Source organism: Sphingobacterium sp. 18053, from assembly GCF_902706145.1.
GTDB lineage: Bacteria > Bacteroidota > Bacteroidia > Sphingobacteriales > Sphingobacteriaceae > Sphingobacterium > Sphingobacterium paramultivorum.
Genome location: NZ_CACSJW010000008.1, coordinates 280931 through 297476, shown reverse-complemented (window position 1 = coordinate 297476; position 16546 = coordinate 280931). Strand labels below are relative to the sequence as shown.

The window sequence follows — 16546 nt, the reverse complement described above, 5'->3', positions numbered from 1 at the left end:
AGCAGATGATTTTAATAAATTTTAATTGAATTGTTTAAGCAAGAACGCTTAATTTTTGGGAGAAGGTTGGCAGGTTTTGCGCGTTCTTTTTGGGGCGGTGTTGTTTACGAATCCCCAGTTGGTCATGTAGAATGACAAGGGATTAATTTCTAATAGTTTTTTCATTTTTTCTTTTTTTACCATATAATAATTTATTGATTCGCTAATAAGTGATCAATAATCGAGCCAAACTATAGGGCTTGTCATGTTCGAAAAGAAATATAGCAAATAAGGTCAATAAAAAATAGTTGAAAGTGTGTTTTTTAGGGCTCGGTCAACATAAAACGCAGCCCATTTGAGAGGGGCTGCGTCGAATCGAAGTATTTATTTTTTATCAATTTTATATAATTTACCGATATCTGTGATTGCGTAAAGCGCACCATCTTTTCCTTGCGTGATATCTCTAAATCGTTGCCCTTCACTACCTAGTAGACGTTCTTCTCCAACCACTTTATTGTCCTTCAGTATAATTCTGGCAATGTGCATACTGCTTAGACCGCAAATAAAAAGATTATTCTTCCATTCTGGAATATTCTGTCCGGTATAGAATGTAATTCCACTAGGAGAGAGGACTGGATCCCAATAATATACAGGTTGTTCAAGACCGTCTTTTTGTTGTATACCCGCACCAACTTTATCTCCTTTATATTCTATACCATACGTAATCGTTGGCCATCCATAATTCTTGCCTGCTTCAATTCTGTTCAACTCGTCGCCGCCCCGTGGACCAAATTCGGTTTCCCAAAGATCGCCAGTTTCAGGATGTAAGGCAAGTCCCTGTGGATTACGATGTCCATAACTGTAAATTTCTGGACGTGCATTTGCCTTGCCTATAAATGGATTCCCAGGGGCAGGCTGTCCATCAGTGGTGATACGTAGGATCTTGCCCAATGCTGCATTCAGATCTTGTGCCAATGGTCGTGTGACCAAATCAGATCTTTCACCCGTACTCAAAATAATGTTGCCTTCTTTATCAAAGATAATTCGTCCACCATAATGCAGATTCCCTTTATGAGTAGGAGTAGCCTGATAGATAACTTTAGCGCCTTCTATTGATTTCTCATCGGCTGAGAGCTTTCCTTTTGCAACGGCCGTCAAAGTTCCAGCAGCGGTATTATCAGAGAAAACCCAATATATCATACGGTTTGACTCGAATTTTGGATCAAGACGTAATCCCAAAAGCCCACCTTGTCCACTGCTATTGACTTGAGGTAAACCTTTAATTGGTTCACTTAATTTGCCGTCTGCCGTTGCAATGCGAAAATCACCTTCTTTTTCTGAGATTAATAATCGGCCATCGGGTAAAGCAGTTATACCCCAAGGAGATTTTAATCCCTCGGCAATTACTTTACCTTCGAACGGCGTGCTCGTCTTTGCACCTTTAATTCTGGTTTGTCCAGCAAATGCTGGTTTATAACTTGTGTTTGCCTTTTGTGTTTCTACCGGAGGATAACTTGTTGTGTCAGTTGCAGAATTTGCACTGCTATCCGAACTTGAATTTGAATTCGCATGGTTGGAATTACATGCAGTTAATCCTAAAGATACTGTTAAGAGGCTTATTGTCAGTTTGGTTTTCATTATCTGTGACTTGTTTTTGGTCTGATTATCTGCTTGAAGATATTAAAAATTAATGAAATATTATTTTTCAGAATGTAATAATATAAATATATAACTCATACTAATAAGAAAGGGGAATGCTAGCCAGCTAATTTGTTTTTAAGTATTATAGGAGTTATTTTCCCGCCAGGCAGTTTCTTACGATTCGATGGAGCTCAATATCATTGTTTATATAATAATCACTTATATCTAGAATTGTGTTTGTATTTAAATTGTAAATACATACGGGAACGTAGTTGGGTTGTGCAGAGGTCTCGAAAGTCTTAAAATAATCTGCACTTTCCTGTATGTTTGAAAACTCTTTGGATTCGCAATGCTGTGTATCCTGATTATAAGCAATGGTTATAAAGTTCTTTTTCATTTTACTCGCCTTTTATCAGAATAACGAAAATTGGGAAGTAAAAGTTTTAAAAATTATTGCCTTTTATTTCTTAAACACTGATATGGCTTGCGGCTATCGGCTGTCCAAAAAATATTTTTGCTTTACTTTCAAAGTCTCTCGGATCATCTGTTGTATAAAAGGCCAGTTGGCCATTTTGAGAACAAAGTGTTTCAATTTCCTGGTGTCTACCTAGATATTCTTTTAAGCTATTGGCAACAATAGGTCCCTGAGAGATGATCTTTATATTACTTGGTGTATATTTTTTGATTACGGGCAGCAATAGCGGATAGTGGGTACAGGCAAGCACGATGGTGTCGATCTGATCGGATTGCTGTAAAAGTTCCCGTAAATCTTTTTCTACAAAGTAATGAGCGCCCTCGGTATTGATTTCGTTGTTTTCTACCAAAGGGACCCAAAAAGGGCAGTCGTGCTGAAAAACCTCAATTTCTGGATTGAATTTGTGTATTTCTATTTTATAGGATTCAGATTTTACCGTTCCTGTAGTGGCTAAAATACCGATCTTGTTAGTTTTCGTAAAATTGTGTACGATTTCGGTCGTGGGTCTGATGACGCCAAGGACTTTCTTTCCAGGGGGAAGATCATGTTGTTGAATAGTCCTTAATGCTTTTGCAGAAGCCGTATTACATGCCAGAATAACGAGATTACAGCCCAGGTCAAATAATTTAAAAACACATTGTTTGGTGTAATTATAAACGGTCTCAAAGGATCTTGTACCGTATGGAACACGGGCGTTATCGCCTAAATAGATATAATCGTATTGAGGTAAAAGTTGTTGAATTTCTTTAAATACGGAGAGTCCTCCATAACCAGAATCAAAAATACCAATAGGACCGGGTGTTGTTAAATTATCCATAACACAATGTTATAAGCACCTTCACTTATAACATTGTGTTACAAGTTTCAGATTTATTGAAGCAAAGATGGTTTCTCTTTGTATATTTTCCAAATTAATTCGCCAAATAATGTATTTGTCCAAGCAAACCAATGTCTTGTGAATTTTTTAGGATCGTTTTTATGAAAAGACTCATGCATAAATCCGGTTCCACCATGTGTATTGACCAGGGTTTTAATACAATTACGAATCTCATCATCATTTGTTGAGGTCTGCGCCCGCATAATAATGGACATCGGCCAGATCATATCTCTTCCTATGTGAGGTCCACCAATGCCTTCTGCTGCTGTTCCCTTAAAAAAGAATGGATTTTTATCAGACAAAACAAAGTTACGCGTACGTTGATAAACTTCGTTATTTAGATCTACAGCTCCTAAATAAGGTAGAGCCAACAAACTAGGAATATTCGCGTCATCCATCATAAGATGGCTCGAAAAACCGTCTACCTCAAAAGCATATATCCGGCCCAGTGTCGGGTGGTCGATGATACCATATTTATTGACTGCTGCTTCGACCTCATTGGCAAGCGCTTCCATTTTTGCAGCGAGTTCATGTTCATTTTTAACCTTTTTCAAAATTTCGGCAGACTGCCTCAGACTAACAATCGCAAATAAATTGGATGGAATAAGAAATGAGAAAATTGTAGAATCGTCCGAAGGTCGAAAACTAGAGCAGATCAAACCAACTGGATTTACAGGATATCCATAGCCATCTACCTGTAATGTATCGGAGCCCCTGGAGGTTGTTCGTTCAAATTTATATGGGCCTAGGCTATCTTTACGTTGTTGCTCAACGAAAGTCTGATATATTTTATGTTGAGCTTCCAACCATTCATCATTAAATGGGCTACTGTCACTCGTTTCCTTCCAATAATGATAAGCTAATCGAATTGGATAACACAATGAATCGATTTCCCATTTTCGTTCATGAATTCCAGGTTTCATGTTTGTGTGGTCACTGAACCATTCGCCTTTCTTTGTTGGATCGTTATAAAATGCATTGGCATAGGGATCAATATTGATGCATTTGCTCTGTTTTTGAATTAAGCCAACAATAAGATCTTGTAGTTTTTTGTCCTTTTTCATAAAAGGGAGGTACGGCCATACCTGCGCACTACTGTCACGTAACCACATCGCATCGATATCTCCTGTAATCACATACGTGTAATTCCTTCCGTTTTGGACATAGGGAAATACGGTAGTATCTAAGGTATTAGGAAAGCAGTTGTTAAATAACCAAGCCAGTTCCTTATTTTTAACATTTTTCTGAAATTCTACAATTGCATCTTCGATTACCTTGCTCGAGAAAAGTCTTTTCTCTTTAGATGTCCGAACAGTGGGAAAAGAATGTTCCTGAGCGAATGAAAATTTGCTTGTAAGTGCACCTGCGGTTAACAGGGTTGCGTTTTGGATAAATGTTCTGCGTTTCATGCTTATTAGGGCTATTTTTTATGATTTAAGGTTATTTACTGAAATGCAAGATATAAATATTTTTGAATAAAAGGAACAGCAAATACGATTTAGCATGATAAAATTGACTGAACATATGAATAAAGTCAATTTTATTCGGTTAATTTGCGTTTAGGAATGCATTTTGCTAGAAAAAATAATCTTTGAAATAATTTTATGAGGCTTAATATAACAAAAAATAATAATTTACTCCGAATTGTGCTGGCAGGCATGGGAGTAGGTATTTCCTTCGGAGGTTTTGCCCAGATTAAGAGTCAGCCTTATTCGTATCATTTTTATCAAAAAATGAACGATGCGGTTTATTCTACTGAAACGAGGATGCATACTTCTGCTAAACCATTCGTCATTAAAGACTCTTTATTGTTAGCCAAGTTTGATTCAATACAATCCAATAAAGCCGTTTCCTCGTCCAATTGGTTTATGCGCAAAATTTTTAATGAACATCTTGTGCAGGTTGAGAAAGACGATTACACATTTTATGCTGATTTTCTACCGGATCTTTATATTGGAAAGGACATGCAGGGCGACAAGCGCCGTACATGGATGAACGGTAGAGGATTTCAGGTGGGATTGAATGTAGGAAACAAATTTACATTTAATACTTCCGCATTTGAAAGTCAAGCTGTCTTTCCTAAATATTTAGATGATTATATTGTTGCGCATAAAGTTATTCCGGGTCAAGGAAATACCAAATTTCAGTCCAAGAATAAAATGGACTGGATGTATGCGACAGCTAGTATGACTTATGATGCCCATAAGTATATCCAGGCAACTTTGGCTTACGACAAAAACTTTATCGGGGATGGCTATCGATCGATGCTTTTATCGGACTTTTCCTCAAATTATGCGCATCTGAAATTGACCGGGACCATAGGGAATGTTCAATATACTTCGATCTGGGCCTATATGAATGATCCGACGCATCCTAGACAGGATTTGACGGGTACAACTCCGATGGAAGGGCAGAATAATACACGTTTAGGAGACGGAAAAAAATGGGGGGCATTCCAATATTTGGATTGGAATGTGACCAATAAATTATCGATAGGCTTTTTTCAATCTGTCGTTTGGGCTGCTCAAGATGAAGCTGGTAAAAGAGGTTTTGATTTTAGTTATATTAGTCCAATTATCTTTATCCGGCCTGTTGAAAGTAATAATCGTACTTCACCCGATAAAATGTTTTTAGGATTGACCTCCAAATATAAATTACCTTATAGATTGACTGCGTATGGACAGTTTTTGTTGGGTGAATTTACAGCAAAAGAATTCTTCGCAGGTAACGGCTATGCGCATAACAAATGGGGCGCACAACTTGGTGTAAGGGGATATGATGTATTTGGTGTTAAGAACTTGAACTTTCTTGCCGAGTATAATACGGCAAGACCATATACTTACGCACACTTTAAATCGTATTCAAACTATAGTAACAATGCCGAACCATTGGCTCATCCGAAAGGGGCAAACTTTAGAGAGCTTGTTGGGATTGTGAACTATGCTTGGGATAGATGGGATTTTTCGTTACAAGGTATGTTCACCCAAAATGGACTGGATCTCCCGGATGGAAGTAATATGGGGGGAGACATTTTTCAATCCTATAATACAATACCTAATATGTACGGAAATCATATAGCACAAGGAATAAAGAACAATATCTATTATGCAGATGCTAAGGCTGCCTATGTGCTTAACCCCAAGTATAACCTTCGCTTAGAACTTGGTTATACCCAACGTTACGCAAAAGCACAATATGAAACACCTATAGTCAATAAGTCTGGTGTTGTGTCATTTGGACTTCGCTCAAGTTTCCGAGCAATTTATAACGATTTATAGAAATTTTTATAAACTGATCTATACTAGAAATAAAACAAACTATATTGATTTGGCCATAAATGCTACAAAAACCAATATAGTTTGTTTTTAAAACGAGGGCTCACGACAAATTGACAAGATAGGGAAGACAGCTTTGATACAGCCAGAATAAAATATCCGATGGTTGACGATCCCTACTTATGATTTGTCATGACTTTAAAACGGTCGATTTAAACTGAATAATTGCATGAGTTAGGTCATTTATCCAATGGGCATGCACCAAAAATAATTATATTCCGATGAAAAAAATCCTCATACTGAATGGCCCAAATTTGAATTTATTGGGTGTAAGAGAGAAATCAATTTATGGTAGCCAGGATTTCCTTAGCTATTTTGATGAGATTAAACAACAGTTTGAAACGGTGCAATTACACTATTTTCAAAGCAATTCAGAAGGAGGGTTAATCGATAAGATTCACGAAGTTGGTTTTGAATTTGATGGAATTGTGTTGAATGCTGGAGCGTATACGCATACATCTGTTGCTATTGGAGATGCAATTGCGGCAGTTACAACACCCGTTATTGAAGTTCACATAAGCAATGTCCATCAAAGAGAGGAATTTCGCCATCATTCGTTCCTGGCAAAGAATTGTAAAGGGGTGATCTGTGGTTTTGGACTGGATAGCTACAGATTGGGTATCGAGGCGTTTATTAAATAATATCTTCTTTTGCAAGGAAGAGAAAAAATAGCTGTAAAATAAAAAAGCGGGAATTCCCGCTTTTTTATTTTACAGCTAACAGACTTGTTCTAACCAATAAGACTTCTGATTTCGACTTCGTCTGCTTTGATCTGAGCTTTCATTTCTTCAAGCGAGTCAAACCGTTCATCATGTCGGATAAAATGAAGGAACTTGACACGTAGTGTCTTGCCATAAATATCCTGATCGAAATCGAATAGGCTGATTTCAATCGCACGATTCATTCCATCAACAGTGGGTCTGGTCCCTATATAGCCCATACCTTTCGCAATTGAAACCGGATTTTCCTCTTTATACTCGCCCGTAGTGATGTTTTGGATATGATTATAGATGTATACCTCAACAGCATAAATACCATAGGCTGGTATTAGTTTATGGGGTTCGTGAACCTGCAGGTTTGCTGTCGGAAATCCGATTGTACGCCCAATTTGGTCGCCTCTAATAACAGTTCCCGTTAATTCGAAAGGATAACCTAAATAGAGATTAGCCGTTCTTATATCGCCCTTTATAAGCGCTTCACGTACTCGTGTGGAGGATACTGCAATATCATTGATATCCTGCTCTGGAATTTCGTCAACACTGTAGTCAAATATAGATGCAAACTGCTCTAAATCGCCCATAGTACCCTTTCGATCTTTTCCAAAATGGTGATCATAGCCTATCACAATCTTTTTTGTACCCAATTTGCCTACAAGAACATTACTAATATATTCTTCCGGAGTCTGATTTGAAAAATCACGGGAAAAAGGAATGATAATTAAGTGGTCAATTCCCACTTTGCTTAATTGACTGACCTTTTCTTCGATATCGTTGATTAGGCGTAAACTATCATCATCTGGATTGATAATCAATCGTGGATGTGGAAAAAAAGTAAGCAAAATTGTCTCACCATTAATTTTATGAGCTGCTTCCTTTAAGTGAGCCAATATTTTTTGATGGCCAATATGAACACCATCGAAAGTACCGATGGTTACAACTGCATTTTCAACTGGTGAGAAATCATCTAAACTTCTGTAGATTTTCATTTATAGGAGTTTTTGCAAAAATAAGATAAAGAATCAATAAAATGGGATGGTAAAGTTATTTAATGATTTCTTTATGACGTTTTATTTCAGCGATAAGTTGTTCAAGATTCCAAGCATTTTCTACCCTATAATCGCCACTTTTGGTGCGTCTCAAAGAACTCAGATGTGATCCACTCTGTAAGAATTTTCCAAAATCGTAGGCCAATGATCTGATGTAGGTTCCTTTTGAACAGGATATACGGAAATACACGTTGGGGAGCTCGATCTTTTCAATAAGAAAGCTATTGATGCGCACCTGGCGGGATTTTATTTCCACCTCTTCGCCACGACGGGCCTTTTCATAGACGCGTTCACCATTAATTTTTATGGCTGAATGGGCTGGAGGAAATTGCTGAATTTCACCCTCAAAGGATTTTGCTGCTTCGAAGATCATTTCCTCTGTGATATGATCGATTGAAAAGGTTTGGTCAATTTCTGTTTCCAGATCATAAGATGGCGTTGTCGCTCCTAAGGTGATCGAACCTGTATATTCTTTGTCTTCGGCTTGGTAGCTGTCTATTTTCTTTGTGAGTTTGCCGGTGCACACAATGAGTAGACCGGTCGCAAGTGGATCTAAAGTTCCTGCATGACCGACTTTTAATTTTAACGGTTTGATTGAGTTTCTAACTTTGCCAACAACGTCAAAACTTGTCCATGTTAAAGGTTTATCGATCAACAACATTTCTCCTTCAGCAAAATTGAACTTTGCTGAGTTTTCACTAACCTCTATATTTTCCATCCAAAGATTTTAGATAATTTGTAAACTATGACCCGAAAGTAGGAGGGTAAGAATGATAACACCCACGATGATTCGGTACCAACCAAAAGCTTTAAAACCATATTTGGTTAAAAAGCCAATAAAAGACTTAATAGCAACGATCGCAACAACGAAACCAATTAGATTTCCTATAATAAGTAAATTGAGTTCTTCTCCCGTGAAGGTGTTTCCCTCTTTAAAAAATTTCAAAAGTTTTACCGCAGAAGCGCCAAACATCATTGGTAACGCAAGGAAAAAGGAAAATTCGGCTGCTGCTTTACGTGTTAGCTTTTCGGCCATACCTCCAATGATCGTACTTGCGGATCTTGATGTACCCGGGATCAATGCAAGACATTGATATACACCGATCATAAAAGCTTGTTTGTAAGAAACATTGTCCGAATCTTCTACTGTTGGTTTGTTAAACCATTTGTCGACGAAAAGTAAAACTACGCCACCGACCACCAACATAACTGCGACCATTAAGGGACTCTCTAATAATGCATCAATATAATCGTTGAATAGCAAGCCCAATATAGAGGCTGGAATAGCTGCAATGACCAATTTGTAGTAAAATGATAGCGTTTTGAAAAAACGTTTGTAGTATAGTACCAGAACGGATAATATCGTTCCTAACTGGATGACAATCGTAAATAATTTAACAAATGCCGATGGTTGAATACCCATTAAGGCAGTAGCAATAATCATATGGCCTGTCGAAGACACAGGCAAAAACTCCGTTAATCCTTCGATGATAGCAAGGATGATAGCTTCAATTATAGACATCTGTTTGAAATAAGATTATACTTTAGTTGGATTTGTTTTTGGGGCGGTATAGAATTGCAGCGAACCCTAGCGCAAACCCGAGAACAACAACAATAGGGGCCAACGTAATCTTGGTAAAACTATAGATATCAGTTTCACCAGACATCAATGTAAAGCCAATGATTACAACAATTAAGCTAGCTATAAACAGTTGGTAGTTTACTTTGGAGAATACAAATGAACCTTTGTTGACTGATTCAGTAGATTTCTTTATTTGAGCCATTTTTTTATCTGTATAAATCGTTAGATTGTGCCTTTAAATATTTTGTTACCGCGAAATAGGTGCTAAGTCCCGAAATGAGAATTCCAATCAAGATTACGCCTAAAAAGATCACCGCAAATTCGAACCAGTTGCGTAAAAAGACCAGCTCTGGTATTTGCTGCTGTGCAAATTTTAGCGTTAAAATGAGGAGTAAAATCGCGATCAAAGATCCCAGTAAACCATGAATGATACCATATGTTATAAATGGTTTACGAATAAAGTTTTTAGTAGCCCCAATCAATTGCATACTTTTGATTAAGAAACGTTGTGAATAGATCGCAAGACGTATCGTATTGTTGATTAAAGCTACGGCGATAATCAATAGGATAACCGCAAAAGCCAGAACAATCATTCCAATGATGCGTACGTTTTTGTTGATCATGTCAATTAATGATTCTTGGTATACAACTTCTTTAATTTTATTGTTTTTGGAGATCTTTTCAATAAAAGTTTTAATGCTATCTGTATTGGCATAATTCTCTTTCATGTAAACATCCAAAGAAGGCAATAGTGGGTTATGCCCCAGATATTGTACGAAATCTTCACCAAGATCTTCTTTCAAGTTTTTTGCAGCCAATTCCTTACTAATATATTCGGTGCGAAGCACGTAGGGATCTTTTTCAAGGTCTTTTTGTAGAGAAAGGACATCACCTTCGCTTGTACCATCATTTACGATGACATTTAAGACGATATTTTCCTTAACGTATTTCGAAAGATTTTTAGCGTGCACCAAGAGTAATCCCAACATACCTGTTACCAGCAACACGAGAGCGATACTGATAACCGTAGATACGTATACAGATTTTGTTTTTCTTTTTTGTGTGCTTAATTCGTATTCTGACATAATAAGCAAAAATTTATTTGCGAAAGTAACTATTTGAGTGGAAGATTTCGAATTAATCTTATAATTACTTTGATAAAAATCAATTCGAAGGCTGTTTTCTTCCTATGTTTAATTAACTTTTCAATACTATAATTTATTGTTCAAACTACAAAACTTTTATCACATTTCAGTATTAAAATCGTAATTTCGCAAGTCATAAAAATTCCTTACGAATAAAAATGGAGTATAATCACAAATCATTAGAGAAAAAGTGGCAGAAGTTTTGGGCGGATCATCAAACGTATAAAACGTCCGATACGCATCAAAAGCCAAAATACTATGTATTGGATATGTTTCCTTATCCTTCCGGAGCGGGACTGCACGTTGGTCACCCGCTGGGATATATTGCTTCGGACATCTTTTCAAGATATAAACGTTTGAAAGGTTTCAATGTATTGCATCCGATGGGATATGATTCTTTTGGACTTCCTGCAGAGCAATATGCCATTCAAACTGGTCAGCATCCTGCAGTGACTACTGAGGTAAATATCAATCGGTATCGTGAGCAAATGGATAACATTGGGTTCTCTTATGATTGGAGTAGAGAAGTACGTACTTCTGATCCGTCGTATTACAAATGGACACAGTGGATTTTTATGAGATTGTTTGATTCTTGGTATAATAAGGAATCAGATAAAGCTGAACCGATCGAAACATTAATCGCGAGGTTTGTTGCAAGTGGTTCAACTGGCATTTCAGCAGTTTCAGATGAAGATGTCTTGGAATTCAGCGCTGACGAGTGGAAATCTTTTGATGAAGAAAAACAACAACGGGAATTGTTGAAATATCGGATTGCTTATTTGCGTGAAAGTACAGTAAACTGGTGTGCTGCTTTAGGTACAGTATTAGCGAATGACGAGGTAATCAACGGTGTCTCTGAACGCGGTGGTTATCCTGTAGAGCAAAAGAAGATGATGCAGTGGTCTATGCGTATTACTGCTTATGCGGATCGTTTATTGAAAGGTTTGGATACAATTGATTGGCCAGAACCTTTGGTTGAAATGCAGCGTAACTGGATCGGAAAATCGGTGGGTGCTTCCGTGAAATTTCCAGTACCACAATTCGATACAGCAATTGAAGTGTTTACGACACGTGTAGATACTATATATGGTGTTTCATTTGTCGTTTTGGCTCCAGAACATGAATTGGTTACAGCATTGACCACCCCTGAGCAGCAAGCTGAAGTAGATGCCTATATCGAGAAAACTTCGAAAAAGTCTGAATTAGATCGTATGGCCGATACAAAAACAGTCTCAGGTGCTTTTACAGGTTCTTACGCTAAACATCCAATTTCTGGACAAGATGTACAGATTTGGATCGCAGATTATGTACTTGCTGGTTATGGAACAGGGGCTGTTATGGCGGTTCCTAGTGGCGATCAACGTGACTATGTATTCGCTAAACATTTCGCTCTTCCTATTATTCCTATTTCGGATACCCAAAATATTGAAGAAGAAGCTGATCCAAATAAAGAAGGAAAATACATCAATTCCGATTTTATCAACGGTATGACTTACCAAGAAGCGGTTCCTGCTTTGATTACTAAATTGGAAGAATTGAAATTAGGTAAAGCGAAAATAAACTTCCGTATGCGTGATGCTATTTTTGGGCGTCAGCGTTATTGGGGAGAACCCGTACCTGTCTACTTTAAAAATGGGTTACCTTATTTAATTAAAGAAGAAGAATTACCGCTCTTATTGCCCGAAGTTGATAAATATTTACCAACGGAATCAGGTGAACCTCCTTTAGGAAGGGCCAAAGATTGGAAATATGAAGATCAATATGAGTATGAACTGAGCACGATGCCGGGATGGGCAGGCTCTTCATGGTATTGGTTTAGATATATGGATCCAAAAAATGAAGGTAATTTTGCATCTAAAGAGGCTGTAGATTATTGGAAAGCAGTAGATTTATATATCGGTGGTTCTGAGCATGCTACAGGGCACTTATTATATTCGCGTTTTTGGAACAAATTCTTAAAAGATTTGGGTTACCAAAATGAAGAAGAACCATTCCGCAAATTGATTAATCAAGGCATGATTCAAGGGCGCTCTAATTTTGTGTATCGTGTACTTGATGACGAAGGGAGAGGTACAAATCAATTTGTGTCTTATGGATTAAAAAATGAATACAAAACTATTCCTTTACATGTAGACGTGAATATTGTTCATAATGATCTATTGGATTTGGAAAAATTCAAAAACTTCAGACCGGATTTTGCAAATGCTGAATTTGTATTGGAAAATGGTAAGTATATCTGCGGTAGTGAGGTGGAGAAAATGTCTAAATCCAAATTCAATGTGGTCAATCCTGACGATATTATCGAATCTTATGGAGCAGATACATTGCGTCTATACGAAATGTTTTTGGGACCTTTGGAGCAGGCTAAGCCTTGGAATACAAATGGTATTGAAGGGGTTTATAAGTTCTTACGTAAATTATGGCGACTGTTCCACGATGCTGAGGGTAATTTCAGTGTTTCCGATGAAGATCCATCCAAAGCAGAGTTTAAAGCCTTACATAAAATTATCAAAAAGGTAGAAGATGATATTGAGCGTTTTTCATTCAATACTTCAGTTTCAGCCTTCATGATCTGCGTCAATGAGTTGACGGACTTGAAATGCAATAAACGACAAATATTGGAGCAATTAGTTGTCACTCTTCAACCGTATGCGCCACATATTACGGAAGAGTTGTGGGCGCTATTGGGTAAAGAAGCTGGTACACTTTCTTACGCTTCATATCCTGTGTTTAAACCAGAATATTTAGTTGAATCTGAATTTGCTTATCCGGTATCTTTCAATGGTAAGATGAAATTCAATCTATCATTAGCGCTTGATTTAGATCAAAAAGCTGTAGAAGATACGATTAGAGCACATGCTGATGTACAACGGCATTTAGATGGGAAGGCGATCAAAAAGATTATTTTTGTCAAAGGAAAAATAATCAATATTGTGATTTAACCCACTCCATACAGTATAAAAAGCCGTTTTATCGACAGGATAAAACGGCTTTTTTATGCCAATACATCTTGAAAAGCTATTGTTTTATCGAAGATAGCTTTCGCATAGGGACAGTTTGGGATAATTTTGGCGTCATTTTTTCGGGCATAGTCAACAGCCTCCAGTACCAATTTTTTTCCCACACTCATTCCCTGATACTCGTCGTATACTTCTGTATGATCAATGGAAAACTCATGATCGCTTTGCCAGGTATACTCTAAAATTCCGGCTTCATTATTTTCAACTTCTGCAATAAAATTGCCTCTTTCGTCCCTTTCGATGTTTCTTATTTCCATAGTTTTTTATAAAAATAACGTCCAAATGATCTTTTTGTTTTATGGAATTTTTCAATTTTGTGATCGCAATACATCTTGTTTAAAAGGTTGAAAGATCGGTAAGCTTCAGGTGACTGACTGTTATCAGCCCCATTGCACGCGACTAGGTTTAGACAATAACTTATGAACTGGACATGGGTGTTTAAAATCAAAGAAACGAATCGGTTCCAGGTTAAAATCACTTGGTGCAGGATCGTTCAACATCCCTTTTTTTAAAGAATTTTTTGTACCTTTGCAATTATCTCCTTAGAACACATCGCATTTTTATCTTTTCAACGAAGCTCTAAAGGTCCGTAACCTCCTCGGGAACATTTATTTTAATCCATATTGAATGAGCAAAAGCCAAATTACATTTAACAAAAAAGAACGAGAAAAAAAGAAACTACTCAAAAAACAACAAAAAATTGAGAAAAAAGAATTCAACAAAACAAACAACGACAAGGGGAAATCTTTGGAAGAACTGTTTGCTTATGTTGATGAACATGGGAATATTTCAGACAGACCTGCGATAAAATTGAAAGAAGGGGAGAGTCCAAGCATGGCCTCAAATCATCATGACGAGTATTCCTTCGGAAAAGTTGTCCATTACAATAACGACTCCAACTATGGGTTTATTAGAGACAACGAAACTCAGCAATCTATTTATTTCAATGACCGTCTTGCTGGACAGAAATTGAACCTGAATCAGAAAGTGAAGTTTAAATTTAAAAGTGCTAAACAAGGTGCTCAAGTCACTGAAGTCTTGATCGAGTATTAGCTAAAAAAGTACTCTTAATCGAGTATTGATGATTATAAGGCCTTTTGTTTGATGTCAGGGTATTTGGAGTCAAACAAAGGTTTTTTACATTTATCTGAATGCCTGCTTTCCCGCTAATGGCATTCTTTAAAAGAGAGGCTTCCTGCAGTTTTAGCTTTTAAATCGCTTTCATTAATCGCTCTCTTGATAGCGAAAAGAGTTTTTCCCTACCGGCATAATTTCACGATTACCTTTACAGAAAAAGTTCGATTTTTAGAATTCCCCTTTGTTTTGAATATGTCGCTGATCTAATTTTGATGTGATCTGTATGCTTTTTACGTGATTTGTATACTTTTTATATGGTCCTACTGGGGGTACCTTTGTAGTCCTGTGATATTTTGCCTTAAATACTGTTGATTCTAAGTTGTCTTCTAAGAATTTATAGGGTAAATTTCTGGTTATTGTTCCTGTCCTGTATAAGTTGATGATTTTTTTTGATATAGAAGGATTGATGGAAACAGAAATAAAATAACCCTCCAGCAAAGTAAGCTGCGACGTCAGCAATATCTCCGGTATTATAAGTGGTATATTGAGGCATAATCCATTCAAAAAGTAAGGAGGTAAAGAATGAAATTATCCAGATTTGGTAAAGCGGATAACCATGGGCTCTGCCATTATTGAATACATAACTACCCACGATAGATGAAAAATGGATAATGATCGGTACAAAAACGAAATCAGTCAGCCATCCGTTCAGAAAGGGGATAGGGGAATGATTAGTCCGAGTAAATCGAATAAAGAACCAACAAAACCAGTAGAAGATAAATAAGCCGTCAAACAGCTCCCTACTTAATGAGCGAAGGAGACGGCGATTAACATTGCTATAGCACCACATGCCATTAAAGTTAAAAACATAAAGAAAGCAGTCTGTTTACCGAATTTCTTCCAAGAACTGTCGTTTGGATGAGCTGGGATTAAAGTTTGTTTTAATTCGATGTATTGCCTTTTTAGCCAATTTCCCGTTGATTTTTCCATGTATATGGTCTTATTTCGTATTCATGGTGTAAAATTAGAACAATTGTTCTAATTTTACACCATGAATACGAAAGAAAAAATTATTGTGGGTGCGCTGAAGCTTTACAATCGTGATGGTATACGTACGGTAACAACGCGTCAAATTGCTCAGGAACTAAATATAAGTGCCGGTAATCTTCATTATCATTTTAAACATACCGAGGATATTATTTTTCAACTTTTCCAATTATTGCAAAACGAGTATGAAAAGATGATTTTGAAGCCTGAAGATGAAGCAAGCACATTTCGCCAGGTGCTGGATAGTTTTATTGATGGCTCTTATGCGCTGATATCGAAATACAGGTTTATTTTTGAGAATTTTGTTGAAATTTGCAACTGGATCCCCAGTATTGCAGAAGCTTACAGAAGTTTGGTGGCACAGCGTGAAGAGCAACTTGTCTCTCTATTTTTGTATTACGCTGAGTTAGGTATGTTTCGTTCTGATATACCCTTGGTAAATTTACAGGGGTTCGTGCGCCAACTTTTTATCATTTCAGATTTTTGGAGCTCAAGCTATGCTGTTTTGGGTGCACACCAAAATGGAAATCCACTGGAAGATTATAGACAGACGATTCACACGGCCTTTTATCCATATCTTGTTTAAAGGAACGGGTCAAATTG

At 37.1% G+C, this 16546-nt stretch carries 16 protein-coding genes; 5 read left to right on the top strand and 11 right to left on the bottom strand.

Going from position 1 to position 16546, the window contains the following annotated elements; all coding sequences use genetic code 11:
- Positions 1-363: 363 nt before the first annotated feature.
- The 4 genes from GVK91_RS19865 to GVK91_RS19850 all read right to left on the bottom strand — a co-directional run bounded on the left by GVK91_RS19865 (position 364) and on the right by GVK91_RS19850 (position 4381).
- Positions 364-1617, bottom strand: a complete 1254-nt coding sequence (locus GVK91_RS19865; RefSeq protein ID WP_159731004.1) for a PQQ-dependent sugar dehydrogenase — start codon at positions 1615-1617, stop codon at positions 364-366.
- Between the two features lie 154 nt (positions 1618-1771).
- Complete coding sequence (locus GVK91_RS19860; RefSeq protein ID WP_075993320.1) at positions 1772-2017, bottom strand: hypothetical protein; 246 nt, start codon at positions 2015-2017, stop codon at positions 1772-1774.
- 70 nt (positions 2018-2087) lie between these two features.
- On the bottom strand, positions 2088-2912 hold the full coding sequence (gene murI, locus GVK91_RS19855) for a glutamate racemase (protein WP_153846395.1): 825 nt from the start codon (positions 2910-2912) through the stop codon (positions 2088-2090).
- 53 nt (positions 2913-2965) lie between these two features.
- A complete protein-coding gene (locus GVK91_RS19850; RefSeq protein ID WP_153846394.1) occupies positions 2966-4381 on the bottom strand; it encodes a glycoside hydrolase family 125 protein in 1416 nt (471 codons plus the stop codon).
- A gap of 195 nt (positions 4382-4576) precedes the next feature.
- Between GVK91_RS19850 and GVK91_RS19845 the strand changes: the two genes are divergently transcribed.
- Together GVK91_RS19845 and aroQ are read left to right on the top strand one after the other, a co-directional pair.
- Entirely contained in the window at positions 4577-6250 is a 1674-nt protein-coding gene (locus tag GVK91_RS19845; RefSeq protein WP_235032966.1) for a gliding motility protein RemB, read from the top strand.
- A gap of 278 nt (positions 6251-6528) precedes the next feature.
- Positions 6529-6948, top strand: a complete 420-nt coding sequence (gene aroQ, locus GVK91_RS19840; RefSeq protein ID WP_159731002.1) for a type II 3-dehydroquinate dehydratase — start codon at positions 6529-6531, stop codon at positions 6946-6948.
- Positions 6949-7037: 89 nt separating this feature from the next.
- Here the strand turns inward: aroQ and GVK91_RS19835 are convergent, their stop codons facing one another.
- From GVK91_RS19835 to GVK91_RS19815, 5 genes are read right to left on the bottom strand one after another with little or no spacing between them, the layout of a single operon-like run.
- On the bottom strand, positions 7038-8012 hold the full coding sequence (locus tag GVK91_RS19835) for a bifunctional riboflavin kinase/FAD synthetase (protein ID WP_075993316.1): 975 nt from the start codon (positions 8010-8012) through the stop codon (positions 7038-7040).
- A gap of 55 nt (positions 8013-8067) precedes the next feature.
- Positions 8068-8790 carry a tRNA pseudouridine(55) synthase TruB gene (gene truB / locus GVK91_RS19830; protein WP_153846392.1) on the bottom strand — a complete coding sequence of 241 codons (723 nt, stop codon included), beginning with the start codon at positions 8788-8790 and terminating at the stop codon, positions 8068-8070.
- Positions 8791-8799: 9 nt separating this feature from the next.
- Positions 8800-9594, bottom strand: a complete 795-nt coding sequence (locus tag GVK91_RS19825) for an undecaprenyl-diphosphate phosphatase (RefSeq protein ID WP_153846391.1) — start codon at positions 9592-9594, stop codon at positions 8800-8802.
- Positions 9595-9616: 22 nt separating this feature from the next.
- Entirely contained in the window at positions 9617-9856 is a 240-nt protein-coding gene (locus GVK91_RS19820; protein ID WP_153846390.1) for a DUF3098 domain-containing protein, read from the bottom strand.
- A gap of 4 nt (positions 9857-9860) precedes the next feature.
- Positions 9861-10739 (bottom strand): ABC transporter permease, encoded by an 879-nt coding sequence (locus GVK91_RS19815; protein ID WP_159731000.1) that lies wholly within the window; start codon positions 10737-10739, stop codon positions 9861-9863.
- A gap of 218 nt (positions 10740-10957) precedes the next feature.
- Here GVK91_RS19815 and leuS point away from each other — a divergent pair, with 218 nt between their 5' ends.
- Complete coding sequence (gene leuS, locus GVK91_RS19810; protein WP_159730998.1) at positions 10958-13741, top strand: leucine--tRNA ligase; 2784 nt, start codon at positions 10958-10960, stop codon at positions 13739-13741.
- 53 nt (positions 13742-13794) lie between these two features.
- On the opposite strand, the gene GVK91_RS19805 is transcribed toward leuS, so the two are convergent.
- Positions 13795-14076 carry a GNAT family N-acetyltransferase gene (locus tag GVK91_RS19805; protein WP_153846387.1) on the bottom strand — a complete coding sequence of 94 codons (282 nt, stop codon included), beginning with the start codon at positions 14074-14076 and terminating at the stop codon, positions 13795-13797.
- A gap of 370 nt (positions 14077-14446) precedes the next feature.
- Between GVK91_RS19805 and GVK91_RS19800 the strand changes: the two genes are divergently transcribed.
- Positions 14447-14872, top strand: a complete 426-nt coding sequence (locus GVK91_RS19800; protein WP_075993311.1) for a cold-shock protein — start codon at positions 14447-14449, stop codon at positions 14870-14872.
- Positions 14873-15700: 828 nt separating this feature from the next.
- Here GVK91_RS19800 and GVK91_RS19795 read toward each other — a convergent pair.
- Positions 15701-15886 (bottom strand): hypothetical protein, encoded by a 186-nt coding sequence (locus GVK91_RS19795; RefSeq protein WP_075993309.1) that lies wholly within the window; start codon positions 15884-15886, stop codon positions 15701-15703.
- A 61-nt stretch (positions 15887-15947) separates the two neighbouring features.
- Between GVK91_RS19795 and GVK91_RS19790 the strand changes: the two genes are divergently transcribed.
- Complete coding sequence (locus tag GVK91_RS19790) at positions 15948-16529, top strand: TetR/AcrR family transcriptional regulator (protein WP_153846385.1); 582 nt, start codon at positions 15948-15950, stop codon at positions 16527-16529.
- Positions 16530-16546: the final 17 nt, after the last annotated feature.